Raw genomic sequence first — 23,909 nt, 5'->3', positions numbered from 1 at the left:
GGCGCGGCCATTCACCCCGCCCGTCCGCCCGTCTACACCATGGGCAGGGTCCGCTCGGGCGCGCCCAGGGGGAAGGCCTCCTCCAACCGGGCCAATTCCTCGACGGACAGCCGCAGCCCGGCGGCCGCCGCGTTGTCGCGGGTGTGCACCTCACGGCTCGCCTTGGGGATGGCGAACAAGGGCGCCCGTCGCGTCAGGAACGCGAGCGCGACCTGACGGGTGCTCACCCCATGCGCCCGCGCCACCGCCGTCAGCACCCGCCCATCCCCGCTGCCGGGCGCCGGGAAGTCCCCGCTGCCAAAGGGGCTGTAGCCCACGAGCGCCACGCCGTGCGCCTCGCACCACGGCAACACCTGGTGCTCGATGTGCCGCTCACGCAGGTGGTAGAGCACCTGGTTGCACGCGATGCGCCCCGGCCCCGCGATGGCGAGCGCCTCCTCCAGCTCCTCCACGTCGAAGTTGCTCACGCCCCAGGCGCGAATCTTCCCGTCCCGCACCAGCTGCTCGAAGGCCCGCAGGGTGTCCTCCAGCGGGTGCGAGCCCGGCCAGTGCAGGAGGTAGCAGTCCAGCCGGTCCGTGCGCAGGCGCTTGAGGCTGCGCTCGCAGGCCTGCAGGGTCCCGGCATAGGACGCGTTGACCGGCATCAGCTTGGACACGAGGAACACCTCGTCCCGGCGGCCCTGGAGCGCCTCGCCCACCCAGCTCTCCACCTCGCCGTGGCCGTAGAGCTCCGCGGTGTCCAGGTGGGTGAGCCCCAGGTCCAGCCCGAGCTGGAGCGCGCGGATGGCGCTCGCCCGGTCGTCCTCTTCCATCTGCCAGGTGCCCTGGCCCAGCACCGGAACGGCCACCCCGGTGGAGCCCATGACGCGCGTGACCATCGTCACCTCCGTGAGGGCTCAACCCCCGGCGGCGCCGCGCCAGTCCCCCCACCGGAGCCCCCCGTGGGGCCTGGCGTGGGGCCTACCGCCCCGAGCCCGAGGTGGTGAACCAGGCCGGACCGTCCATGTCCCGCGGCTCGCCGCTGGAGGACGGGCGGAAGGGCGAGTCGTCCAGGAAGGACTCGCCCTCGCCCGGACCCGTTTCACTGCCCTCGAAGATGACGTCCATCAAGGCCACCAACAGCACGGCGAGCCCCACGCTCGCCACGGCGATCTTCATCTTGCGCCGGCGCAACCGCACCGCATGCCAGCGGGTGACGGCCGCGGGCAGGACGATGAGTTGTCCTGGAGGTCGGGAGGGCATGCCGCCAGTCTAGCCCATGCCGGAAGGGATGGAGAAAACGGGACGCGGGAACCGGCATTCGGGCGCCGCGGGTCGTACTTTTGGACAAGCCCATGAACCTGGAACTCTTCCCGCCCGAGCCGCCCGCGACCCGCCCCCTCGACCGGCTGCTGCGTGTGTCACGCATCTATCTGGAGCCCGAGGCGGAGCAACACCCCCGGGGCCGGGACATCCTCGCGCGCTTCCCCGACGCCGAGCGGGTGGAGGTGCGCTCGCACTGGAACATCCCCGGCCTGTACGGCAACGCGGGCAACGTCGAGGCGTGGAACCAGATCAAGGGCAGCACGCTGGTGCTGGGCCTCAAGAAGGCCATGCGCTTCGAGACCAACGGGCGCAGCGCGGACTACCTGCCGCCGTCCGCCGCCAACGGGTGCACCATGGCGTGTGCCTACTGCTACGTGCCGCGACACAAGGGGTACGCCAACCCCATCACCGTCTTCGTCAACATCGATCAGATCCAGGCGGCCATCCGTCGGCACGCGGGCAAGCTCGGCCCCAAGCGCGAGCCCAACCTCGTGGACCCGCGCTACTGGGTCTACGACATCGGGTGCAACAGCGACTGCTCGGCCGACGCGGCCCTGAGCGACAACGTGCGCGACCAGGTGCGGCTGTTCACCACGCTGCCCAACGCCATGGGCTCCTTCGCCACCAAGCTCGTCAACCGCGAGCTGCTCGGCTACGCGCCCCGGGGCAAGACGCGCATCCGCTTCAGCCTCATGCCCCACGCCCAGGCGAAGCTGCTCGACGTGCGCACCAGCCCCATCGCCGAGCGTATCGCCGCCATCGACGACTTCGTGGCCGCGGGCTACGAGGTGCACCTGAACTTCTCACCCGTGGTCATCACCGAGGGCTGGCAGGACGCCTACGACGCGCTCTTCCAGGAGGTGGATGACCGCATCGGCGCGGCGGCCAAGGCCCAGCTCGCGTGCGAGGTCATCTTCCTCACCCACAACGAGCGGCTGCACGAGGTGAACCTCGGCTGGCACCCCAAGGCCGAGGAGGTGCTCTGGCGCCCGGACCTCCAGGAGGCCAAGGAGTCCCAGGGCGGCGGCGCCAACGTGCGCTACCGCACGGGCCTCAAGGGGCAGCTCGTGCGCGAGTTCCTCCAGATCCTGGAGCGGCGCCTGCCCTACTGCCGCGTGCGCTACGCCTTCTGAGCCGCCCGGGCTCAGTCCGGCAGCACGAGCGTCAGGGTCTGCCCCTGGACGTGGCACTCGTCGCGGCCCACGGTGACGCGCTCCTGGGCGGAGCGCTGGCCATCGGCGCTCGTGGCGGTGACGACGTAGGCCCCGGCGGTCTCGTAGTTCGTCACCCAGCTGGCGCAGTCGCCCTCGCCCCCGCCGTTGCACGGGGCCTGCTGCTCGGCACCCCCATCCAGCGTGAAGCGGACGCGGGCATCCGGTTGGGCCTGGCCCTTCGTGTCCACCACCTGGACCGAGACCGAGGCGCGCGCCTCCAGGGTGCAGGGCCGCATGGCCACCGCGCCCTTGCCGCCACAGGCCGAGACCCCGACCCCCGCGCCCAGCAGCAGGCCCCACACGGCGAGTCGCGGCGCCATGTCAGGACACCGACCAGGTCAGGTCGTGCTCGCTCGACAGGGGCCCCAGGCGCTGGCAGGCCACGCGCACCCCGCGCGCCCCCGCCTTCTTGAGCAGCGCCTCCAGGAGGCCCTCGAGGTAGGCGCTGGGCAAGAGAGCCCGCGTGAAGGTGACGCGCGCGCGCGTGGGCGACAGCCACGTCACCGTGAGCGGCCCCGCCATGGGCGTGAGCACCTGGTAGGCCATGGGCAGGTTCTCCAGCACCCGCCGGGGCGTGCCCGAGCTGAGCACGTCCATGGCGCGGCCCACCGGGCTCTTGAGGAACACCGCCGTGCCCAGGTAGCCCAGCATCCGCATCATGTCCTCGGAGGAGCAGTCCCCCTCCGCCATGAGCGTCGCCGCGCGGCCGAGCATGCGCACGAAGTCGCGCGCCGGGTAGGCGAAGAAGTCCACGAAGTCGCGCACCCCACCGCACGCCTCCAGGCACACTTCCAGGGCCGCCTCGCCCCTGAGCGCCAGCAGCGCCTCCTGCACACTGCGGAAGAACATCCCCCGCAGCGTGTCCTGGGGCGACAGCCACGCGAGTTGTTGAGCCAGCTCCTGTTCCGCCAGGACCGTGCGCTCTTCGATGCTGACATTCATCCCGTGTGCCCTCCCCGGCTCGCCTCGGCGAACCCATCCCCGCGTCCGAAATCTCGGACCCCTCCCCACCGTGTCCCGGAAATCGTGTCACACCTGAACGTCCAGGTAAAACCGTGTGTGTCTCCGACACGAATCTTCATCAAAAATCCCCTGGAATCGCACCATTCTGGGGCATTCGCTCGCCGCTGACCCGTGTCAGCGCCATGTCATGACCCACCCCCCCGGGTCAGGACAGACATCCCTCCCGGGCCCACGTTGCCCCGGGATGCGCCCGTCCCCAGCGTGTGGGGGTGAGGCGCGAGGAGACGATCATGGCGGAGCAGCGCGGGGAGATGCCCTACCGGACCCTGGGCCGGACGGGCGAGAAGGTCTCGGCGATTGGACTCGGGGGCTGGCACATCGGCCTGCCGCACGTGGACGAGAAGCTGGGCGTGCGGCTCGTGCGCGCGGCCATCGACCGCGGCATCACCTTCATGGACAACTGCTGGGACTACCACGAGGGCCTGAGCGAGCTGCGCATGGGCCGGGCGCTCCAGGACGGCTACCGCGACAAGGTCTTCCTGATGACCAAGCTCGACGGGCGCACCAAGAAGGAAGCGCTGCGGCAACTGGAGCACTCGCTGGAGCGGCTGCGCACGGACCACATCGACCTGGTGCAGCACCACGAGGTGCTGCGCTACGAGGATCCGGATCGCATCTTCGCCGAGGACGGGGCCCACGCGGCGCTCGTCGAGGCGCAGAAGGCGGGCAAGGTGCGCTACCTGGGCTTCACCGGGCACAAGGATCCGCGCATCCACCTGCACATGCTGGAGGTGGCGCGCGAGCACGGCGTGCGCTTCGACGCGGTGCAGATGCCGCTCAACCTCATGGACGCGCACTTCCGCAGCTTCTCGAAGCTCGTGGTGCCGGAGCTCGTGCGCGAGGGCATCGGCGTGCTCGCCATGAAGACGCTGGCCAACGGCACGCTCTTGCGCAGCAAGACCGTGACGCCCATCGAGTGCCTGCACTACGCCTTGCACCTGCCCACCTCGGTGGTCATCACCGGCATCGACAGCGAGGCCATCCTGGACCAGGCCTTCGAGGCGGTGCGCACCTTCCAGCCCTTCTCGGACGAGGCGTGGGCGGCGCTGCTCGCCAAGACGCGCGCCGCCGCGGCCCGGGGCGCGTACGAGCCCTTCAAGACGTCCTCCGTCTATGACGGCACCGCCACCCACCCCGAGTGGCTCGGCGAGGAGCCCGAGGAGCTCCAGGCGCTCGTGCCGGCCTGAGCCCCCTTCCTGAGCCCCCTTAGGGCGCTGGCCGCGAGCCCGGGGGGTGGCTGCCGGCGGGCGCCACCCGGGGCAGCGTGAAGAAGAAGGTGCTGCCCTGGCCCGGCGCGCTCTCCACCCAGAGCCGCCCGCCGTGCGCCTGCACCAGGCCCCGCACGATGCTGAGCCCCAGGCCCGCCCCCTGCTTGTCCCCCCGCCGCGCCTGCCAGAAGGGCTCGAAGAGGCGGGGCATGTCCTCCTTCGCGATGCCCAGCCCCGTGTCGCTCACGGCGAAGCGCACCATGGTGGCGTCCTCGGGCTCCGCGCGCACCCGGACGTGTCCGCCCGCGGGGGTGAACTTGAGCGCGTTGCCCAGCAGGTTGGAGAAGATCTGCAGCACCCGCTCCCCATCCGCGAGGATCCACGCCGCCTCCGCCACGGGCTCCACCGTGAGCTGGATGGAGCGCTCCAGCGCGAGCGCCCGGTGCAGCTCGGCCACCTCGCGCAGGAGCGGCGCCGTGTCCCGGGGCGTCCGCGCCATGGACAGCCGCCCCGCCTCCATGCGCGCCACGTCCAGCAAGTCCTCGATCAGCCGGTGGGCGCGCGCCACGGACCGGCGCAGCATGTCGAGCACCCCCCGGCCCGCGGCGGGAAGGGCGGCGTCACGCCGCAGCCGCTCCACCCCCAGGGCGATGACCTGCAGGGGCGCGCGCAGGTCGTGCGCCACCACCCGCAGCACCTCGTCCCGCGAGTGGATGGCCTGCTCGGAGCGCTCATGCAGGAAGGCGTTGGCGAGGGCGAGCGCGGCCCGGTGCGCCAGCTCCTCGGCCAGCGCGAGCTCGCCCGGGCCATAGCGGCGCCCGCGCTCCGTCAGCAGGAAGAGCATCACCCCCTCGATGCGCCCGCGCGCCCGCAGCGGCACGGCCAGCAGCGCGTGCGGCGCCCAATGCCGCAACAGCTCCAGGTGCGGCCCGTCATCCGCCACGGCCTCGAGCGCCCCGTCGGCCAGCTCGGCCCGCAGCACCGGCTGGCCCGTGCGCAGCACCTCGTCGGTGAGCCGGCCGCGCCGCGCGGGCTCCCGGGCCCGCTGGGCGAACCACTCCCCCATCCGCCGGGAGCGCGCCTCGGAGGCCGCCCGCCCGTCGCGCAGCACCACCCGCCCGTCCTCCCCGAGCACCTCCACCACACACACGTCCGCCAGGTCCGGCACCGCCAGCCCCGTCACGGTGGTGAGCGTGGCCCGGGGCTCGAGCGAGTCCGACAGCCGCGGCCCCGCGTCGGCCAGCAGACGCCAGGCGCGCTCCAGGCGCTTGCGCTCGGAGATGTCCTCGACGTGCCCCACGAAGTAGAGCGGCTGGCCCTGGGAGTCGTGCACGAGCGAGCACGTGAGCTGCGCGGGCACCTCGTGGCCCCGGGCATGGAGGTAGCGCTTCTCCAACTGGTAGCGCGTCACCTCGCCCCCGAGGAGCCGGCGGATCTGGCGCAGCTCCGCCTCCAGGTCGTCCGGATGGGTGAGCTCCTGGAAGGTCCGGGTGCGCAAGAGCTCGCGCCGCGTGTACCCCACGAGCGCGCAGAAGGAGGCGTTCACCTGCAAGAACGCCCCGCCCAGGTCCACCAGGGCCATGCCGATGGGCGCGTTCTCGAACGAGGTCCGGAAGAACTCCTCGCTGTGGCGCAGCGCCGCCTCGGCATGCCGGCGCTCGGTGACGTCGCGCAGCACCACGGTGAGCCAGCGCGACCGCCTCTCGAAGGACTTCACCACCGAGGCCTCCGCGAAGAACACCTCGCCGTTCTTGCGCAGACCCGGCACGTCGCGCCGGGGGCCCATGTCCTGGGCCATGCGCTCGCTGGCCGCGAACGCCTGGACCAGGCTCCGGTGGCGCTCGCGAAACGCCGGGGGAATGAGCACCTGCAGCGGCTGGCCCAGGGCCTCGGCCGCCGAGTAGCCGAAGATGCGCTCCGCGCCCGCGTTGAAGAGGGTGATGCGCTGCGCCTCGTCGACGGCGATGATGGCCTCCAGGGCCCCCAGGACGATGCCCGAGAGGTGTGCCCGGGAGACCCGGGCCGGGGGGGGGACCCGGGCGAGCGACCAGGCCCCGAGGCCCCCGAGCAACGTGAGCCGCCAGTCCCGCAGGGGCAGGAAGACGCCCAACAGGAGCAGTCGGCTCCCCCAGCGGCGGTAGCGGCCATCGCATCGAGCCTGGACGGAATCCACGAACCTCCTCCCCCGCGAAGCGCCTTCCCGACAGGCGGGGGCAACCTAGTGCTCGCGCACGGACGCGCCCATTGTCCCCCCGGGCATCGTTCCCGGAGTGCGCTGGTCCACCGTTCGGGTAAGACGCGGCGCATGAGCGAAACGGTGAAGCGGTTCACGGGGGGCTGTCTCTGCGGGGCCTTGCGCTACGAGGCCGAGGGCGAGCCCCTGTACACGGGCTACTGCTACTGCGCGGACTGCCGCAAGGCGTCCGGCTCGGGGTGCATCCCCTTCATGGGCTTCTCCAGCCGCGCGGTGCGCTTCACGGGCGAGCCCCGGCAGTTCTGGAGCAAGAACTACAAGGGCAAGGACGCCGTGCGCAACTTCTGCCCCACCTGCGGCAGCCTCGTCTTCGGGGGCGAGGTCGGCCAGGACGACAGCCACACCCTCTACGCGGGCACCCTGGACTCGCCCGCCCTCTTCCAGCCCACCATGGCCATCTTCCTGCGCGACCGCGCCCCCTGGGCCCCCCTGCCCCCGGGCCTCGAGCACTGCGACACCATGCCGGAGTGAGCACCGCCGCCCCGCCGGGCGGGCGCGCGCGGCGTGCAAGGAATGACGCACCCGGGGAAACACAGTCATCCGCCGGGCATGTGAGGCACTTCACTGCGCTCGCGGGAGTGTTCGCGTAGAGGTGCCTCCACTGCGAAACCCGCAGGGGGGAGCACCCATATGAAAACGTTGTCGCGCCTGTCCCTGGCCACGGCGCTCGTCTGTCTCACGGCCTGCGAGCGGCCCTCCGTCGAGGAATTCCTCCCGCCGTCTCCGGCTCAATCCCAGACCCCACTCGAGGGCTTCGACCCCTTGCCGCGGGGCTTCGAGTGGGCCCTCGCGGAGCGCTTCCCCGTCGACCGGGATGGCGATGGCGTGCGCGACTTCCGCGAGGACATCGCCTATGTCAGGCCCCAGTCCTTCGACGTCACCCTGGAGGGCTGCCCGGCCTCCGATCCCGGCTATACCTATCAATGGCACGTCCAGGGCGAGCGCTCCTCCTTCGACACCTGGCAGGTGAGCTACCTGGACCGCGGCTGCCGCGTGCCCGCGGTGTTTCCTGGCCAGGGCGCCTACCGCGTCACCCTCACCGTCAGCTCGCCGTCGGCGTCACGGCAATACACGCAGAAGGTCACGATCAAGGACTGGCTCATCGTCGGCCTGGGCGACTCCTTCGGCTCGGGCGAGGGCAATCCCGATCTGCCCGGTGACTACCCGAACGACGTGCCCGCCAGGTGGGCGGACGCACGGTGTCACCGTTCCTTCAAAGCCCCCTCCGCCCTCGTGGCCCAGCGGCTCGAGACGTCCGACCCCCACACCTCCGTCACCTACGTCTCCCTGGCCTGCTCGGGCGCCAACATCAGCCGCGACGGCCTGAAGCTCAACCACCCCAACCCCTACCAGTCGTGGATGGGAACCCTCCTCGAGCCCGACTCCTCGGCCGGCCCCATCCTCCACCTGGGCTCGGGCCTCCTGGGCGACTACGTGGGGATCGAGCCCGCCGCCCCGCGGCTGCCCGCCCAGGTGGACCGGCTCAAGGAGCTCGTCGGCGGCCGACGCATCGACGCGATGTTGCTCAGCGCGGGCGGCAATGACGCGGGCTTCGGCGACGTGCTCACGCACTGCACCATCACCTCCACGTGCAGTGGGGTGAACGACTCGGACGGCGATCGTCTGCGCGCCTTCGTCGGCCGGCGCTTCGACGAGCTGCCCGGCCGCTACCGCGCCCTCGGCGACAGGCTCGCCCAGCTCTTTCCCTCCTCGCCCGTCTACCTCACCGAGTACCCCGACCTCTCGCGGGACGCGGCGGGCGTGACCTGCGAGCAGATCATGCACAACGTCGGGCCAGTGGACGGCATCCGCAGGTCCCAGGGCGAGCCCCAGTGGATCCAGGCCCACTTCCTGGCGCCGCTCAATCAGCAGATGCGCGACTCGGTGCTCGAGCAGCAGAACGCGTCCCGGCCCTGGCACTACGTGGGCGGCGTCGAGGACGCGTTCCGCACCCATGGCATGTGCGCGGGAGACCAGCGGTGGTTCCGCGTCCCGCCCGAGGCCCGAGACCTCCAGGGGCCCAAGGACGACACGCAGAACACCAAGGGCATGGCCCACCCCAACGAGGAGGGCCTCCGACAGTACGCACGCCTCATCCGCGCCAGCCTCACCCGGCGCTTTGGCGAGCACCCCTACTACCCGGATGGCACGCTGCTGCGCGAGCCCTCGGGCGGCATCTACGTCACCCAGGGCTTCGGCCGCTTCTGGGTGCCCGACAACGCCGAGTTGCAGGGCCTGCTGGCCCGCCTGGGCTCGAGCGCCGCGAGCATCGTGCAGCTCACGGCCGAGCAGATGGCCGAGGTGCCCTTCACGCCCCGCGACGGCACCTTCCTCCACCTGCCCTCGGGCCTCGTCCAGGTCGTCTACGGCGGCGCCGCCTTCGATGTGCCCAACCCCGAGGAGCTCTCGCGGCTGCTCGGCCTGCTGGGCGTGGACGACTCGGCGGTGGGCCCCGTGCCCAGCGGCACCACGCACCACCTGCGCCCCGTGCCCCGCGATGGCACGGTGCTCCAGGAGGGGGACTTCGTCGGGTACATGCACCGCGGCGCGCTCGTCCACGTGACCGACCCGCGGCAGCTGCACGAGCTGGGGATCGACCCGGAGCACGTGCGCCCCCTGCCCACGGGCGGCCTGCTGCACCTGCCCTCCCCGCCCTCCACGAGCTCCGGCGCGCCCCTGCGGCTGTCCCCCCGGGACAACACCTTCGTGCAGCATGGCCAGGGCATCTCCCTGGTGCTCGGGGGCACGCCCTTCCTCGTGCCCGACATGGGCGAGTTCGACGCGCTGCGCGGCGCCCTGGGAGACCCGGGGGCCCCCGCCCACCTGCTGCCTGGCGCCCCCAGCCTCCTGCTCCCCGACCGCGCCCGGGACAACCTCCTGCTGAAGGAGCTCCACAACGACGCCGTGTACATCCTCCAGAGCGGTAGCGCCTACTCCATCGCCACCCCGGCGCACCTCACTCAGTTGCGCGAGCAGCTGCCCATCGAGGACCGCGCGGTGCACCTCATCCCCACGGGCGCGCTGGGTCCCCTGACCACCCGGGTGCCCCGCAACCACTCGCTGCTGCGGGAGGCGGATGCCTCGGAGGTGTACCTGCTGCTCGGCGGCGTGAAGTACCACATGCACACGGAGACGGAGATGCTGCGCGTGGGCGTGGACCCCGCGCGCGTGCGCCTGGTGCCGCCCGGCGGCCTCGCGCGCTACCCCACCGGGCCCGACACGCGCCTGGTGGGCTTCATCGACAGCATCCAGGGCTCGGGCGAGGTCCTCGGCTGGGGGCTCGACCTGGACGCCGCGAGCAACCCCCTGCAAATCCGCTTCTACGCGGATGGTCCGGAGAACCAAGGCGTCCTGCTCGGCGAGGTGACCACCACGCTCCCGCGGCAGGACGTCAATGACCACTTCCGCGCCCTCGAGGCGATGGGGACGCACGGCTTCTCCTTCACCCTGCCCGCGAGCTACCGCGACGGCCGCCCGCATGTGCTCCATGCCTACGTGATGGATGCCCAACGGCGGGTGCAGTTGCCGCGGCCGCTGCCGCCCCAGACCTTCCAGCTCTTCTGAGCGCGAGGGCCGCCCGCCCGCCGCGGGGCGGCTAATAGGGGTAGGGATAGGACGGGTCACGCGAGGCGATGAGCCGGACCATCCTCGGCTGGTGGAAGCGCGGGTCCAAGCCGATCGCCAGCCGCAGCGTCAGGCCGGGCAGCGCCCACGTCCGCTCGGCCTGCTCGGGATCCACGGGGTCGCCCGCCTCGGGCACCGCGTCGGACATGAGGGGGCCGAGCGTGCCCGGGCCGTGCAGCGACACGAGCCGCGCCTCCAGCGTGTCGTGGAGGGCGCGGCGCTCGTGGTCCCTCCGCGCCACACACGCGGCCCGCGCGGGTGCGTCGCCAGAGACACACTCCTCGAAGGGGTCGTCCGTGCGCTGGAGGATGAGCATCACCGGGCGCTGGCCCGGATAACCCAGCACCTGGAGCTCCACCGGGCCGAAGGGCTCCAGGTGTGCGTTCGTGGCCACGGTCTCCCAGGTCGTGAGCGTGTCGGCGCCCGGGCCCTCCACCACGCGCGCCTCCGGGAAGCGCGCGCGCAGGCGGGCCGCGTCGGTGCTCCAGTCGAGCGGCCCGAAGACGTCCGGCAGGGGCGTCTCGGCGGGAGCGGCCGTGGGTCGCGCGTCCCGGCCGTGGCAGGCCGCGAGCGGCGGGAGCAGCAAGGTGAGGGCGAGGAGACACAGGGAGCGGGTCATGCCCGGGGGTTGTGCAGGGCCCGGGCCAGCCGACGCCCACCGCCGTCCAGTCCAGGACACCCAGGCGCGTTTCCCAGAGCAGCATCATCGCCCCCGGCCATCATCCCTCCCCCATGTCTTCCACCACGAACACGGCCCGGGCGTGCATCGGGCTCATGCTCTTGCTGAGCGCGTGCGTCACCCCTCCCGGTCCCGCACCCTCTCGAGTGGAGGAGCTCACGCGCCACGTGCTCTTCATCGACACGCGCCCGAGCGGGGAGCGCACGGCCCAGTGGAAACGCGCCGAGGACATCGACCTCTCGCCCTACCAACGCCCGACGCCACGTGTCGTGCTCACGAGGAGTGGACAGCGGGATTGCGATGAGGAGAACCGCGCGTGCATCCGCGAGTGCATGAGCCGCCCACTGCCTCCTGGCTATGGTCACATCACCTCGGGAGGACGTGGCCGAGGTGGCAAGGAGGTCTACTGCAATGAGCAGTGCATGCCCGCCTATCGCGACTGCACGAAGCTCCAGGAGCTTCAAGCGCGCGAATTCACCACCGCGGACTCTGCCGTGGCGTGGCTGAAGCAACACGGCGACGTGGTCCGGGTGGGCGGGGTCATCATCGTCGCGGGAGTGGCCTTCGTGGTGGTCTCGGCCAGTGCGGGGGCCCTCCTGCTCGTTCCCGCGGTGCTCCTCGCCGCGCCCACGGCCGTCCCCGAGCCCCTCATGGCGAAGGAGACCCCATGAGCAGCACCGGAGAACTCGCCTTGCGTGCCCAGGACCTGCTCGGCCGGTTGCGCGAGGAGCCGCGCGTTCCCGAGGAGCGGGAGCAGTTGCTCATCGCCATGGATGCCCTGCGATTCCTCGCCGCGTCGGGTCAGGTGCATGACTTCGCGGCCTATCGCCAGAGCCTGGAGGACGAGGCCCCGCCGCTCGTCGTCGCCACCTTCGAGACGCGGCACGCCGCGGACGCCTGGTTGAAGCACCACCCCCACCCGCCTCACCAGGCCTACGTCCTGGTCTCCGGCGAGTATCACGTCGTCATGGACCTGCCCGAGCTCCAGCACCGCCGGTTGGTGTCCCATCCCGTGCTGGAGTTCTACCTCGCCGACCGGGTGCGCGCGGGCCTTCCTCCTCCCGCCGCCACGTTCCGAACCCACGAGGAGGCCCAAGCTTGGCTCGACGCCCAGCCCGACCCCCCTCGACAGGTCGTCATCCAGATCGCGGGCCAGGAGCACCTCGCCGTCTACCATTACCGGGTGGGCGTCCGCGCCGTGTATGCCCTGCCCAGGTCCGAAGGACTTCCGCCATGAAGTGTGGAGGCACCACGAGCCCTCACGGATTCGGCGTGCCGATGGACTTCACCAGGAAGCCCGTGAACTCATACCTGAGGATGTTGCGCTTGTACGAACCATCGCTCGACGCGAAGGACTGGACGTAATCCCCTGGCTCCAGGACCAGCGCCACCGTATGCGTTCCCGTCATCCGATCGCCATCACGGGTCTGTCCCGCCATGGCGCAGCCCTTGCTCTCGCCATTCTGGGTGAGACATGAATACACATCGTCGTTCGTGCCCCCGTTGTAGTACGGGTCGTTCACCAACGACACAGTGAAGACGTAAAGCCCGGCGCACGGCGCGATGAACGTTCCGCCTCCGGGTGTCCAAGCGCCGCCCACATTCGAGTAGGCACCGGAATAGCCCAGGAGCGTGGCGGCGCCCTGGGACACGTGACCACTGCCCACCGCGGTGAACGCCACGATTCCATTGGCGGGACAGGAGGGCGTCGCGAGGGTCCGGGACAGCGCGGAGTCCACGGTCTTGTAATCGGGCACCTCGACTCGCGGCTCCTCCGCGTGCGCGCTCCCCACCGAGGCGCTCCACAACAGCGCGACACCAACCCATCCCATCAACGACAATCCATCACTCCGCATGGGCAAGCTCCTTGAAGAAGAAATGAAGGAGAACCGACACAGCGCACGCTCGAACAACGACGGGAGAGGAGAGACCCCCAGGGTCTGGAGCCAACTCCTCCCGTTCCACACAACGCGACGCAAAAGGTTTCTCTTTCACACTGTGTCCTGCCAGGACGCCCATCGTCCGCATGGGCACGAGCGGACGGCGCTCGATGAACCTCACGAGGTGCCTCAGCTCGGGACTATGCGTCCTCCTCTGTCGGCGACGCTCGCCTGCCTGCTCTCCAACAGGGTCGGAGACGCACTGTCCGTGGGTGCTTGTCTGTCTTGAACCGGACTCCCATATCAGGAGTGGCATTCGCGGAAAGCCGCTGATTCACGGTCCCGCGAGTGCGCGGGGGGTCCGGACTCCACCGGGCTCCGTCCACAACCCCAGGAGGCCTCAATGAAGAAGACTCTCGGTGTGGTGTGTCTTTCCCTGTTGGGCGCGGCGCTCGCCACGGGCTGCGGCGACGCGCGGGCGGAGGAGCCCCAAGCCCAGGCGGTCGGCGGCGGCGAGGAGCTGTTCACCCCCATCGCACCGGAGCAGGACGACTCCGGGCTGGGACAGGAACAGGAGGACACCGCCTTCAACCAGAACAAGGCCGTGGGTCAGTGCTGCCACGTGAAGTGCGCGGACGGCAATTGGTACGGGCCCTTCGCGAGCGTCCGGTACAACAGCTGCCCGGAGTACGGCCGGTACTTCTGCCCCGCGCACAAACACGGCGGCTACGCCGGCTACACCTGGAAGGGCTGTTAACGCCGAGCCGCATCCATCCCTCGCATCCCCAATGAAAGAGAGACGTTCATGAAGAACGGATTCACGGGTCTTGGTCTGGTGTTGGTGGGAACCCTGCTGGTCACGGGCTGCGGCGGCTCGGAGCCGGAGTCCTCGCGGGACGTGCCCGCGCCCTCCGAGAACGCCAGTCCCTCCGAGCCCCTGGCGGATGACTCCCAGCTCCCGGGCGCCGACCGCGCCGAGCCCGGCACGGTGGGCGAGCTCAATGCCTGCTGCTACACCAAGTGCTCCGACCAGAAGTGGCACGGTCCCTTCAGGACCATCACCTACGGCAACTGCAAGAACTACGGCAAATACTGGTGCGACAACCACAAGCTGGGCTTCGTGGGCGCCAAGTGGGATGACTGCTAGTCCCGAGGCCTGAGTTTCCCGGGGGATGAGGCAACCCCCCGGGCCGCACGGCGAGCGGCCGAGCCCTGCACGGCCGCTCGTGCGTGCGCACCTCCACGGAAAGGAGGCGTCGCCGTGAAGACCACCAACCCCCTCACCACCCTGTACGTGCGTGACCTGGAGCGGGCCCTGCCCTGGTATCGCTCGCTGTTCGCCCGCGCCTTCGATCAGGCGCCCATGCCGGGCTGCCGGGAGTGGACCACCAGTCCCGGCGCCACCGTGCAGGTCATCGCGAATCCCGAGCGCGCGGGGTCGTGCGCGCTCGCCCTCGTCATCCAGGACCTCGAGCCGACGCTCGCCCAGCTCCGCGCCCAGCACATCGAGCCCGAGTCCCTGAAGGAGATTCCCGGCTTCATCCGCTATGCCCTCCTGCGCGATCCGGATGGCAACGAGGTCACCCTGGTCGAGTCCCAGCCCGGCTCATGAGCGCGGCGCCGCCAGCACCTCGCGGGCCCCCGTCCAGCGCAGCTCCGGGTAGCGGCCATTGTCCAGCGGCTCGAGCTTGCCGTCCCCGCTGAACATGCCGTGCAGGTACTGCATGCCCTGCCACGGCGGGTAGAGCGCGCCGGGCCGCGGCGCGAGGCGGCGCGCCACCCGGATGAGCCACGTGAGCCGGCGCAGGCTCCCCGCGCGCACGAGGCCATGGCGCTGCCCCGTCACCGCCTCCATCACCGCCGCCAGGTCGCGCGCGCTCACCGACATGCCCGCGATGCGCAAGACGCGCGGCGTGTCCGGATCCATCGCCGCCGCCGCGGTGAAGGCCGCCACGTCGTCCTGGGTGGTGAAGTCCATGCGCTGGTCCGGGTTCTCCCAGTACAGCACCCGCCGGAGCTTGAAGAGGATGAGCGGCGCCTGGCCCGTGAGCAGGTCCGCGAACGCGCCATTGAGAATGGACGTGACCCGGAGGGGCGCCGCGTCCAGCCGTGCCTTGAACTCGCGGCGCAGCGCCAGGTTGCGGTTGGAGCCCGGGGGCAGCCGGGTGTAGTCGATGGAATAGTCCGAGGGGATGAAGCGCGGCACGCCCGCGCGCACCGCCGCGTCGAGCAGCCGCCCCTGCGCCTCGACGATGACCTCGTGCAGGCCGCTCAGCGCGGACACGACGCACCCCGCGCCCGCGCAGGCCCGCGCGAGCGCGTCCCCGTCCGCGAAGTCCACCTCCACGCGGGTGATGCCGGGGCCCTGGAGCTCGCCCACCCGGGAGCCGGGGCGCACGAGGGCCCTCACGGCGGCCCCCCGATTCACCAGCGCCTGGGCGATTCTCCCCCCCAGGTCCCCCGTTCCCCCCGCCAGCACCACCGTCGTGTCCGTCATGCCGGGCAACATAAGGCGCCCCCCTCCGCCCCACGAGCCCCGGCGCCCGAGGCCCACCCGTCCGGACAGGTGGACGGACATGACCTGGGACGTGGACTTCCGTGGCGTCCAGGTCGGAGGCTCCCGTAGGATGGCGCGCGGCGCGGGCCGTGCATCGGGGCCCGGGACGGGAGGCGTGGACATGGGCCAGCGCAAGAAGCCGGCGACCTACGAGGACATCGAGGCGCTGCCGGTGGGGTGGGTGGGAGAACTCCTGGAGGACGAGCTGGTGGCCGCGCCCAGGCCCGCGCTCGGCCACGCGCGGGTGTGCTCCATGCTGGGCACGCAGCTCGGGGGTCCTTTCGATCTGGGACAGGGCGGGCCGGGCGGTTGGTGGCTCTTCTTCGAGCCGGAGATCCACCTGGGCCGTGACGTCCTGGTGCCGGACCTGGCGGGCTGGCGCCGCGAGCGATTGCCCGGGCCCCCGGCTCCCAGCACCCCCTTCATGACCGTGGCACCCGACTGGGTGTGCGAGGTGCTCTCCCCCTCCACGCAGGCCGTGGATCGCGAGCGCAAGCTCCCGCGCTACCACCGCGAGGGCGTGGGCCACGTCTGGCTCGTGGAGCCCCTCACCCGTACCCTGGACGTGCTGCGCTGGGGGGCCGGAGGTTGGTCGAGCGTGGCCACCCACCAAGGCCCGGGCACGGTGCATGCCGAGCCCTTCCAGGCCGTGGCGCTCCAGCTCGCCGCCCTCTGGCTTTGAGGTCCCGTCGTCCCGGAGGTCAGACCGCGCGGGTAGACCCTCGGCCTGTCTCGACACACCTGGGGGAAGGTCTTGCGCGCACGCCTCGTTGTCCTCACCTGCTCACTGCTCCTCGCATGCGGGCCCACGCCCACCGCGCCGCCGGAGCCCCCCGTGCCCGAGACCGACGCCGGCCACCCCTCCCCAGGAGAGCCGTTCCCGGAGACGCCCGACGCGGGCACGCCCCCCGGGGTGCTCGAGGGCGACCAGATCGTGCGCACGGCCGCGGAGCTCGAGGCGCTGCGCGGGTGCGTGGAGCTGAGGGGCAGCCTCGACCTCCAGTTCGCGGAGTCCACGGACCTCGAGCCCCTCGCCCAGCTCACCTCCGTGCGCGGCAACGTGCTCCTGGACCATTCGTCCGTGACGGCGCTGGACGGCCTGCGCTCCTTGCGTCATGTCGGCGGCGACCTCAGCGTGCGCCAGTCGGCCCTCACGGGCCTGGACGGCTTGCGCGCCTTGAGTCACGTCGGCGGCGACCTGCGCATCGAGTCCAACCCGTCCCTCCTCCGGGCGGAGGGCCCTCCCGCGCTCGAGTCCGTCGGGGGGGACATCAGCCTGTCCTACAATGACGCGCTCACGCACATCGCGGGGTGGAATGCCCTGACGCGCGTGGAGGGGAGCCTCGCGATCGGCAACAACCCCCGCCTCGAACAGGTGGAGGGTTTCGAGCGGTTGCAGCACGTGGGCCGGAATCTGCGGATCCAGGACAGCCCCCGGCTCGCCGCGCTCCCAGAGCTGCCCCAGCTCACCACCATCGTTCAGGAACTCTCGATCGACTCCCTGAACGCCCTGCCCGCGCTCGAGGGCTTCCCCCGGGTGACGGTGCTGGGCGGGCTGTCGCTCACCGGCAACGGCGCGATGACCCGGGTGGTGGCCTTCTCGGGGGTGACCCGGCTGGCGTCCTCGCTCAGCCTGGTGGGCAATCCACGGCTCACGGACCTGGAGGGTCTGCGCCACCTGGAGCGGGTGGAGGGCGCGGTGCTCATCCGGCGCCAGGAGCGGCTGGCCCATCTGGAGGGGCTGCGCGCGCTGCGCTTCATCGGGGGCATTCTGTTCTCGCTCCGGGACCTGCCCGCGCTCACGAGCCTCCAGGGGCTGCGGAGCCTCCAGGAGATCCAAGGCGACCTCTCCCTCGACACCCTGCCCCTGCTCCAGGGGCTCCAGGGACTCGGAGCCCTGACCCGGGTGGGCGGCTCGGTGGACATCCATGACACCGAGCTCGTCAGCCTCGTGGGGCTGAGCGCCCTGCGCGACGTCGGAGCGAACGTCCGGGTGCGCTACAACGCCGAGCTGCGGGACCTCACGGGCTTGGAGGGGCTCGGCGCCATCCCCGGCTCCCTGGAACTGGCGGGCAACATCTCCCTGGAGCGGCTCGCGGGCCTGGGGGCGCTCACCACGGTGGGCGGGGACGTCTCCGTGCTCAACCACAGGTCGTTGGGGTCGCTGTCCGGGCTCGATGCGCTCGAGCGGATTGGCGGCGCGCTGACCGTGCGCGAGGGCTACGCCCTGCGGCGGCTCACGGGGTTGGGCGCCCTGCGTTCGCTCACGGGCCCGCTCACCGTCAGCCAGAACGCGGTGCTGCCCGCGTGTGAGGCGGACGGGCTGCTGCGGCGGCTGCGCGCCCTGGGCTACACGGGCCCGGGCACCCTCGAGGAGAACGGCGGCGGCGGCACCTGTCCCTGAAGGCGGGGGCCCGTCGGCGGACTAGAGTGGCGCCCCATGAGCCAGGCTTCGACACGGGCGCTGGGCGCCGAGGCAATGCGGTTGGTGGAGGACGAGCACCGCGGGGCCAACTGGAAGCGGTGGGGGCCCTACCTGGCCGAGCGCCAGTGGGGCACCGTGCGCGAGGACTACTCCGCGCGCGGGGACAACTGGACCGCCTTCCCCCATGACCACGCGCGCAGCCGCGCCTACCGCTGGGGCGAGGACGGCCTGCTCGGCATCACCGACCGCCAGGGCCGCCTGTGCTTCGCCCTCGCCCTGTGGAACGAGCGCGACGCCATCCTCAAGGAGCGCCTCTTCGGCCTCACCGGGCCCCAGGGCAACCACGGCGAGGACGTGAAGGAGGAGTACTTCTACCTCGACTCCACGCCGACCCACTCGTACATGAAGGCGCTCTACAAGTACCCCCAGGCCGCCTTCCCCTACGAGCGCCTGGAGCGCGAGAACCAGCACCGCGGCCGGCTCGCCCCCGAGTTCGAGCTCGCCGACACGGGCGTCTTCCACGAGCGCCGCTACTTCGACGTCTTCGCCGAGTACGCCAAGGCCGCCCCGGACGACCTGCTCATCCGCGTCACCGTGGTCAACCACGGCCCCGAGGCCGCGCGCCTCCACGTGCTGCCCACGCTCTGGTTTCGCAACACGTGGGCCTGGGGCCGCGAGGGCGAGGGCTACTGGTCCCTCCCCCGCATCACCGCCCACGGCGAGGACGCGGTGCGCGCCACCCACGACTCGCTCGGCGCCTGGCGGCTCCACGCCCGCGCCCCCACTGGCGCCCCGCCCCTCGCGCGCCTGTTCACCGACAACGAGACGAACTTCCAGCGGCTGCACGGCGTGCCCAACCGCTCGCCCCACGTGAAGGACGCCTTCCACGAGGCCGTGGTGCACGGGCGCCCCGAGGCCCTCAACCCCGCCCAGGAGGGCACCAAGGCCGCGTTCCACGCTGTCCTGGAGGTGCCCGCGGGCGGCTCGGCCACGCTGGAGTTGCGGCTCGTGCTGGAAGCCCCCGCCGCCCCCACCGCGCCCGCCGCTCCCTTTGGCGAGGGGTTCGACACCGTGTTCGCCCAGCGCCACGCCGAGGCGGACGCGTTCTACGCCACCCGGCTCCCCGCGGCCCTGAGCGACGAGGAGCGGCGCGTGGCGCGGCAGGCCTGCGCGGGGCTCTTGTGGACCAAGCAGTTCTACCACTACGCGGTGAAGCCCTGGCAGGAGGGAGACCCCGCCCACCCCGCGCCGCCCCCCGAGCGCCTCCAGGGCCGCAACCGCGACTGGGGCCACCTCTACAACCGCGACATCATCTCCGTGCCCGACAAATGGGAGTACCCCTGGTACGCCGCGTGGGACACGGCCTTCCACATGGTCCCCTTCGCGCGGCTGGACCCGCACTTCGCCAAGGAGCAATTGCTGCTCTTCCTGCGCGAGTGGTTCATGCACCCCAACGGGCAGATCCCCGCGTACGAGTTCGAGTTCTCCGACGTGAACCCGCCCGTGCACGCCTGGGCCTGCTGGCGCGTCTACAAGCTCACCGGCGCGCACGGCCAGCGCGACCGGCTCTTCCTCAAGCGCGCCTTCCACAAGCTCCTGCTCAACTTCACCTGGTGGGTGAACCGCAAGGACGTGGACGGGCTCAACCTCTTCTCCGGAGGCTTTCTCGGCCTGGACAACATCGGCGTGTTCGATCGCTCCAAGCCCCTGCCCACCGGCGGCCACCTGAACCAGGCCGATGGCACCGCGTGGATGGCCTTCTTCTGCACCACCATGCTCTCCATGGCCCTGGAGCTCGCCCAGGAGGACCCGGCCTACGAGGACATCGCCTCCAAGTTCTTCGAGCACTTCGTGGCCATCGTGGACGCCATGAACCACCTGGGCGGCACGGGCCTGTGGGACGAGGAGGACGGCTTCTACTACGACGAGCTCAAGCAGGAGGGGCAGCCCCCGCGGCTGCTCCGGGTGCGCTCCATGGTGGGGCTCGTGCCGCTGTTCGCCGCGGAGGTGCTGGAGGACCGGCTCCTCGAGCGGCTGCCGGGCTTCGCCAAGCGCCTGCGCTGGTTCCTGGAGAACCGCGCGGACCTGGCGCAGAACACCTCGTACATGGCCGTGTGCCAGCGCACGGGGCTCGGCGGCCGGCGCCTGCTCGCCATTCCCTCGCGCGAGCGCCTGGAGCGTGTGCTGCGGCGGGTGCTCGACCCGCGCGAGTTCCTGTCCGAGCACGGCATCCGCTCGCTGTCGCGCCTGCACGCCGAGGCGCCCTTCGTCTTCCACGCGGGCAGCGAGGAGCACCGCGTGGCCTACGTGCCCGGCGACTCGGACAGCGGCATGTTCGGCGGCAACTCCAACTGGCGCGGGCCGGTGTGGTTCCCCCTCAACTACCTGCTCATCGAGGCCCTGGAGCGCTACCACCACTTCTATGGCGAGGACTTCCAGGTGGAGTGCCCCACGGGCTCGGGCACGTGGATGAACCTGGCCCAGGTGGCGCGCGAGCTGTCCTCGCGCCTGTCCCGCCTGTTCCTCCCGGATGCCTCCGGCCGACGCCCCTTCCACGGCGAGGACTCGCGCTATGTGGACGACCCCGCCTTCCGCGAGCTCGTGCTCTTCCACGAGTACTTCCACGGCGACACCGGCCGCGGGCTCGGGGCCAGTCACCAGACGGGCTGGACGGCGCTCGTGGTGCAGTGCCTCGCGCGGCACCGGGGGGCGTGAACGGGCGCGGGGGATTGAGGCGCGCGGCGACCCGGCAGTAGGCTCGGCGCGCGAACCAGGAGAAACACATGCGCATCGCGCGGGGTCTGTCGAGGCTGTGTCTGGCGGTACTGCTGTCCATGGGCACGAACGCGGCGGCCGGGGGGGTGTGTCCGGACGGCGTGGAGCTCAAGGACCCGACGGGTGTGCGGCGGGGCTGCCAGTTCCGCAACTGGGAGAACGCCGGCCTTTGCGCCTCCGCCCACCTGTTGCCCGTGAGCAACGCGGGCTTCTGCGCCGTCTGTCTGGAGGAGCCCTACCGCACCCAGGTGATGGAGGCCCCCCAGGGGCAGGGCAACTGGTCGGCCGTCACCCCCGGCGACTTCGGCTGTCTGTCCTGCATCGACAAGCCCAGCGGCAGCGTGGGGTGGTGGAGCTTCGACGAGCACCAGGGCTACGGCGAGTTCTATGACCTCTCGACCGGGCGGGTGAACCAGGTCGACCGCTACGCCACGGACAGCGGCTCGGGCAGCCTGCTGCTCGCGGGCAAGGTGGCGCGTGCGTGGCGCACGAACGGCGGGTATGTGGCGGTGCCGCATGCGGCCGCCTTGAACTTCGCCAACGCCCCCTTCACCTTCGAGGGCTGGATTCAGCTGTATCCCAACCAGAGCTACAACGGGCCGCGCGTGCTCGTGAGCAAGGTCAAGACCACCGCCGGTGTCACCCGGGGCTTCGAGATCCGGCTGGTCGACCGGAAGCTCCAGGCCCAGGTCTGGAACGGCACCTCCGCGGTCTATACGGCCTCCTCCGCCACGGTCATCGAGCAGAACCCCGGGGCGTGGCATCACATCGCCGTCTCCTTCAACTGGCAGGGTTCGCTGTCGACCATGCACGTGGCGTTCGACGTGGATGGGCAGGTGGGAACCCCCACGACCTGGCAGTTCCCGGGCGTGCCGGACCTGACGAACACGAGTGACGTGTATTTCGGGCGGAGCACCGCGGGCATCCCGCAGGCCTTCGACTTCGGGATGGACGAGTTCTCGCTCTACAACCGCTACCTCTCCCCCACGACCCGCAAGAAGCTCCACGCCGCGGGCCGCTCCGGCACCTGCAAGGAGCTGCCTCGGGACGACTGGTGGTGGCCGAGCGAGTGGTGAGGACTTGAGGAGCGGGGGTTAGGACTCGTCCTCAGAGGGCGGGGGGTCTGTCGTATTTCTGGAGCTGCGCGTCCAACGACCAGATGTAGACCCGCCGCCTCGGATTGAGATCGCACTGCCGCTCCCACTCCTTCTGGATGGTCAGGTCTCCAAAACCGCTGCCCTTTTTCTTGGCGTCCGAGCGCATGGCCCAATCCGGGAACTCGGCGAGCCACGTCGCGAGTTCCTGGGCCTCGAAGAAGGGCGTGGGGCGAAAAGGAGCCCTGCCCTTGAGCGCCCGTCCAACGAATTCCACGAAACTCTCGGCGGCCCTTCGCCTTTGACCGCCGTTCGGCGAACACTGGCCGATGTGATTTCCCGTCTCCAGAATGGACGTCATGGGGAGCAGCAGCGTGTGCGTTTTTGACTCGACCATGTCCGCCAGCTCGCCTCGAAAGGACTCGGGATCCGAGCTCTTGCTCGGCACATCGAGGATCTCGAGGAGCACGCTCGTATCGATCAACACCACGCAACTGCTCATGGGGCATCCCCCGGTCGCCGGAGAAACGCCAACAAATCCTGGGTATCTTGGACGTCCTTTTCAGGACTCGGAGGATTCTTGAGGAAGCGGTCAAGAATCCCCTTGGTCACGAGCTTCCCGATGGGACCTTGCGCCACTAGGTCTGGGTATCGCTCCAAATCCTGCAGCCGCACCAGCCGACTGTCGCCCTGCTCTGGATCCCGGTAACAGGCGACCACGTCCGGGATGGAATCCACGGGAATCGCGTCGAGAAGGGCGGGATTATGTGTGGTCAAGAGCACGCGCAAGGCTCGCTCCTTCGCCACGGCTTGAATGCGGTTGAGCAAGCTCTCGGCGCGGCTCGGATGGACTCCGTTATCGATCTCCTCGATAACAACCATAGAACCTTCGGGAACCGATAGGAGCGCCGCAGCGACTGCGAGCACTCGCAGCGTACCATCGGAGAGAAGCGCGGCATCCGTCTCGCGAACCCGCCCGCCAAACGACTCTCTCAGCTTCACCATCACTTCCCCGCGAGGGCCCTCCAGGAAGTCAATACCCAGGATGTCTTGCTCGGGGAGGGAACGGACGAACTCGAGAACCTCGCCATTTCCTCTTCTGGTCTGACAAAGTTCATGGAGCACCGCCGAGACGTTGGCGCCATCTCCCCGCAGATTGCGTTCCACCACGAAACTGTAGTCACGCATTCGCCCTGGAACAGGGTCCAGGAAGAGCACGGCGTTTAGTGTGCGTCTGAGGCGCTCGGCTGCCCCGGGGATTTCCTTCTGGGAGCGTGCGTGTGCGCTCCCGAACCGCGCGGGCGTCGTCAACTGAGTAAAGACCGCCTGTTGATCGATGCAGGTGACGCGTGGCTTCTTCCCACCTCTCGCGAAGTTGTTGTAGGCAACCTGGACGTCGTTACTGGGCGTCGTCGCGGGCTTCTCAAGTTGGTACAGCGGCACCCCAGTGTCACCCATCCACAGCGACTCATTCACAATCCGCATGCCCAGTTCATCCACATCCAGTTGCATCTGGAAGTGGAGGTCGGGGCCTGAATCATCCGTGACGTCACAGTAGAAGCTGAGCGGTTCCCCGCCTTTGTCAGCAAGGTTGAGCGGCGTGCCTCGCACCGAGAGTTCTCTGTCCTTGAGCACCATCACCAAGTCGCTCAGCCGGCGCCCCTTGGCGATCCAGGCCAGCAGTTGAATCGCCTCGATGAGGTTGCTCTTCCCGGATGCGTTGGCGCCAATGAGCACCGTCAACTCGGCGAGCGGAAGCGTCGCGGACTTGTAGCTCTTGAAGTTCTCGAGGGTGATGCTCTGGAGCATGACGGCCTGTCCGGTGGAGTTGGGCGGCAATGTACGGCACGGGCCGCACCCCCGCCATTTCA

General features: G+C 70.4%; 23 protein-coding genes. 13 read left to right on the top strand and 10 right to left on the bottom strand.

The genetic code is table 11. From position 1 onward, the window contains the following. Positions 1–32: 32 nt before the first annotated feature. Both I3V78_RS03390 and I3V78_RS03385 read right to left on the bottom strand, forming a co-directional pair. Positions 33–878: an aldo/keto reductase gene (locus I3V78_RS03390; RefSeq protein ID WP_204484877.1), complete on the bottom strand. Its 846-nt coding sequence runs from the start codon at positions 876–878 to the stop codon at positions 33–35. Between the two features lie 82 nt (positions 879–960). Further along, entirely contained in the window at positions 961–1,242 is a 282-nt protein-coding gene (locus I3V78_RS03385) for a hypothetical protein (RefSeq protein ID WP_204484876.1), read from the bottom strand. Between the two features lie 92 nt (positions 1,243–1,334). On the opposite strand from I3V78_RS03385, the gene I3V78_RS03380 reads away from it, so the two are divergent. Next, the gene (locus I3V78_RS03380; protein ID WP_204484875.1) at positions 1,335–2,438 is read left to right on the top strand and encodes a spore photoproduct lyase family protein; all 1,104 of its coding nucleotides are present in this window, start codon (positions 1,335–1,337) and stop codon (positions 2,436–2,438) included. An 11-nt stretch (positions 2,439–2,449) separates the two neighbouring features. Here the strand turns inward: I3V78_RS03380 and I3V78_RS03375 are convergent, their stop codons facing one another. Both I3V78_RS03375 and I3V78_RS03370 read right to left on the bottom strand, forming a co-directional pair. Further along, positions 2,450–2,839: a hypothetical protein gene (locus tag I3V78_RS03375; RefSeq protein ID WP_204484874.1), complete on the bottom strand. Its 390-nt coding sequence runs from the start codon at positions 2,837–2,839 to the stop codon at positions 2,450–2,452. Between the two features lies 1 nt (position 2,840). Further along, on the bottom strand, positions 2,841–3,461 hold the full coding sequence (locus I3V78_RS03370; RefSeq protein WP_204484873.1) for a TIGR02265 family protein: 621 nt from the start codon (positions 3,459–3,461) through the stop codon (positions 2,841–2,843). Positions 3,462–3,772: 311 nt separating this feature from the next. On the opposite strand from I3V78_RS03370, the gene I3V78_RS03365 reads away from it, so the two are divergent. Beyond that, positions 3,773–4,729 carry an aldo/keto reductase gene (locus I3V78_RS03365; RefSeq protein WP_239576276.1) on the top strand — a complete coding sequence of 319 codons (957 nt, stop codon included), beginning with the start codon at positions 3,773–3,775 and terminating at the stop codon, positions 4,727–4,729. 19 nt (positions 4,730–4,748) lie between these two features. Here the strand turns inward: I3V78_RS03365 and I3V78_RS03360 are convergent, their stop codons facing one another. Beyond that, positions 4,749–6,923 (bottom strand): PAS domain S-box protein, encoded by a 2,175-nt coding sequence (locus I3V78_RS03360; RefSeq protein WP_204484872.1) that lies wholly within the window; start codon positions 6,921–6,923, stop codon positions 4,749–4,751. A 132-nt stretch (positions 6,924–7,055) separates the two neighbouring features. Here I3V78_RS03360 and I3V78_RS03355 point away from each other — a divergent pair, with 132 nt between their 5' ends. Next, a complete protein-coding gene (locus tag I3V78_RS03355) occupies positions 7,056–7,475 on the top strand; it encodes a GFA family protein (RefSeq protein ID WP_204484871.1) in 420 nt (139 codons plus the stop codon). Positions 7,476–7,634: 159 nt separating this feature from the next. After that, a complete protein-coding gene (locus I3V78_RS03350) occupies positions 7,635–10,568 on the top strand; it encodes an SGNH/GDSL hydrolase family protein (protein WP_204484870.1) in 2,934 nt (977 codons plus the stop codon). A gap of 31 nt (positions 10,569–10,599) precedes the next feature. Here the strand turns inward: I3V78_RS03350 and I3V78_RS03345 are convergent, their stop codons facing one another. Continuing rightward, the gene (locus I3V78_RS03345; protein WP_204484869.1) at positions 10,600–11,247 is read right to left on the bottom strand and encodes a hypothetical protein; all 648 of its coding nucleotides are present in this window, start codon (positions 11,245–11,247) and stop codon (positions 10,600–10,602) included. 113 nt (positions 11,248–11,360) lie between these two features. Between I3V78_RS03345 and I3V78_RS03340 the strand changes: the two genes are divergently transcribed. Together I3V78_RS03340 and I3V78_RS03335 are read left to right on the top strand one after the other, a co-directional pair. Next, on the top strand, positions 11,361–11,978 hold the full coding sequence (locus I3V78_RS03340; protein ID WP_204496962.1) for a hypothetical protein: 618 nt from the start codon (positions 11,361–11,363) through the stop codon (positions 11,976–11,978). Next, positions 11,975–12,544, top strand: a complete 570-nt coding sequence (locus I3V78_RS03335) for a head protein (RefSeq protein WP_204484868.1) — start codon at positions 11,975–11,977, stop codon at positions 12,542–12,544. The genes I3V78_RS03340 and I3V78_RS03335 overlap by 4 nt, the downstream gene beginning before the upstream one ends. 22 nt (positions 12,545–12,566) lie before the next feature. On the opposite strand, the gene I3V78_RS03330 is transcribed toward I3V78_RS03335, so the two are convergent. Next, positions 12,567–13,139: a C1q-like domain-containing protein gene (locus tag I3V78_RS03330; RefSeq protein ID WP_204484867.1), complete on the bottom strand. Its 573-nt coding sequence runs from the start codon at positions 13,137–13,139 to the stop codon at positions 12,567–12,569. A 451-nt stretch (positions 13,140–13,590) separates the two neighbouring features. Between I3V78_RS03330 and I3V78_RS03325 the strand changes: the two genes are divergently transcribed. From I3V78_RS03325 to I3V78_RS03315, 3 genes are all read left to right on the top strand, one after another. After that, positions 13,591–13,944, top strand: a complete 354-nt coding sequence (locus I3V78_RS03325) for a hypothetical protein (protein WP_204484866.1) — start codon at positions 13,591–13,593, stop codon at positions 13,942–13,944. A gap of 48 nt (positions 13,945–13,992) precedes the next feature. Continuing rightward, entirely contained in the window at positions 13,993–14,334 is a 342-nt protein-coding gene (locus I3V78_RS03320) for a hypothetical protein (RefSeq protein WP_204484865.1), read from the top strand. A gap of 114 nt (positions 14,335–14,448) precedes the next feature. Then, positions 14,449–14,799 carry a VOC family protein gene (locus I3V78_RS03315; protein ID WP_204484864.1) on the top strand — a complete coding sequence of 117 codons (351 nt, stop codon included), beginning with the start codon at positions 14,449–14,451 and terminating at the stop codon, positions 14,797–14,799. On the opposite strand, the gene I3V78_RS03310 is transcribed toward I3V78_RS03315, so the two are convergent. Beyond that, on the bottom strand, positions 14,794–15,684 hold the full coding sequence (locus I3V78_RS03310) for an NmrA family NAD(P)-binding protein (RefSeq protein WP_239576275.1): 891 nt from the start codon (positions 15,682–15,684) through the stop codon (positions 14,794–14,796). The two genes, I3V78_RS03315 and I3V78_RS03310, sit on opposite strands and share 6 nt — an antisense overlap. A 181-nt stretch (positions 15,685–15,865) precedes the next feature. Between I3V78_RS03310 and I3V78_RS03305 the strand changes: the two genes are divergently transcribed. From I3V78_RS03305 to I3V78_RS03290, 4 genes are all read left to right on the top strand, one after another. Then, positions 15,866–16,426, top strand: coding sequence for a Uma2 family endonuclease (locus I3V78_RS03305; protein ID WP_204484862.1), 561 nt, complete (start codon positions 15,866–15,868; stop codon positions 16,424–16,426). A 153-nt stretch (positions 16,427–16,579) separates the two neighbouring features. After that, a complete protein-coding gene (locus tag I3V78_RS03300) occupies positions 16,580–18,148 on the top strand; it encodes a hypothetical protein (protein ID WP_204484861.1) in 1,569 nt (522 codons plus the stop codon). A 36-nt stretch (positions 18,149–18,184) separates the two neighbouring features. Then, entirely contained in the window at positions 18,185–20,884 is a 2,700-nt protein-coding gene (locus I3V78_RS03295) for an MGH1-like glycoside hydrolase domain-containing protein (protein WP_204484860.1), read from the top strand. Between the two features lie 68 nt (positions 20,885–20,952). Beyond that, positions 20,953–22,020, top strand: coding sequence for a LamG domain-containing protein (locus tag I3V78_RS03290; RefSeq protein WP_204484859.1), 1,068 nt, complete (start codon positions 20,953–20,955; stop codon positions 22,018–22,020). Positions 22,021–22,051: 31 nt separating this feature from the next. On the opposite strand, the gene I3V78_RS03285 is transcribed toward I3V78_RS03290, so the two are convergent. Together I3V78_RS03285 and I3V78_RS03280 are read right to left on the bottom strand one after the other, a co-directional pair. Next, the gene (locus tag I3V78_RS03285; RefSeq protein WP_204484858.1) at positions 22,052–22,540 is read right to left on the bottom strand and encodes a hypothetical protein; all 489 of its coding nucleotides are present in this window, start codon (positions 22,538–22,540) and stop codon (positions 22,052–22,054) included. Beyond that, entirely contained in the window at positions 22,537–23,847 is a 1,311-nt protein-coding gene (locus I3V78_RS03280; RefSeq protein ID WP_204484857.1) for an AAA family ATPase, read from the bottom strand. Before I3V78_RS03280 ends, I3V78_RS03285 begins: the two co-directional genes overlap by 4 nt. Between the last annotated feature and the right edge of the window lie 62 nt (positions 23,848–23,909).

This window comes from Archangium primigenium (genome assembly GCF_016904885.1).
Taxonomy (GTDB): domain Bacteria; phylum Myxococcota; class Myxococcia; order Myxococcales; family Myxococcaceae; genus Cystobacter; species Cystobacter primigenius.
Note: the sequence above shows the minus strand (reverse complement) of the source record. Positions and strands in the feature narration are given on the sequence as shown.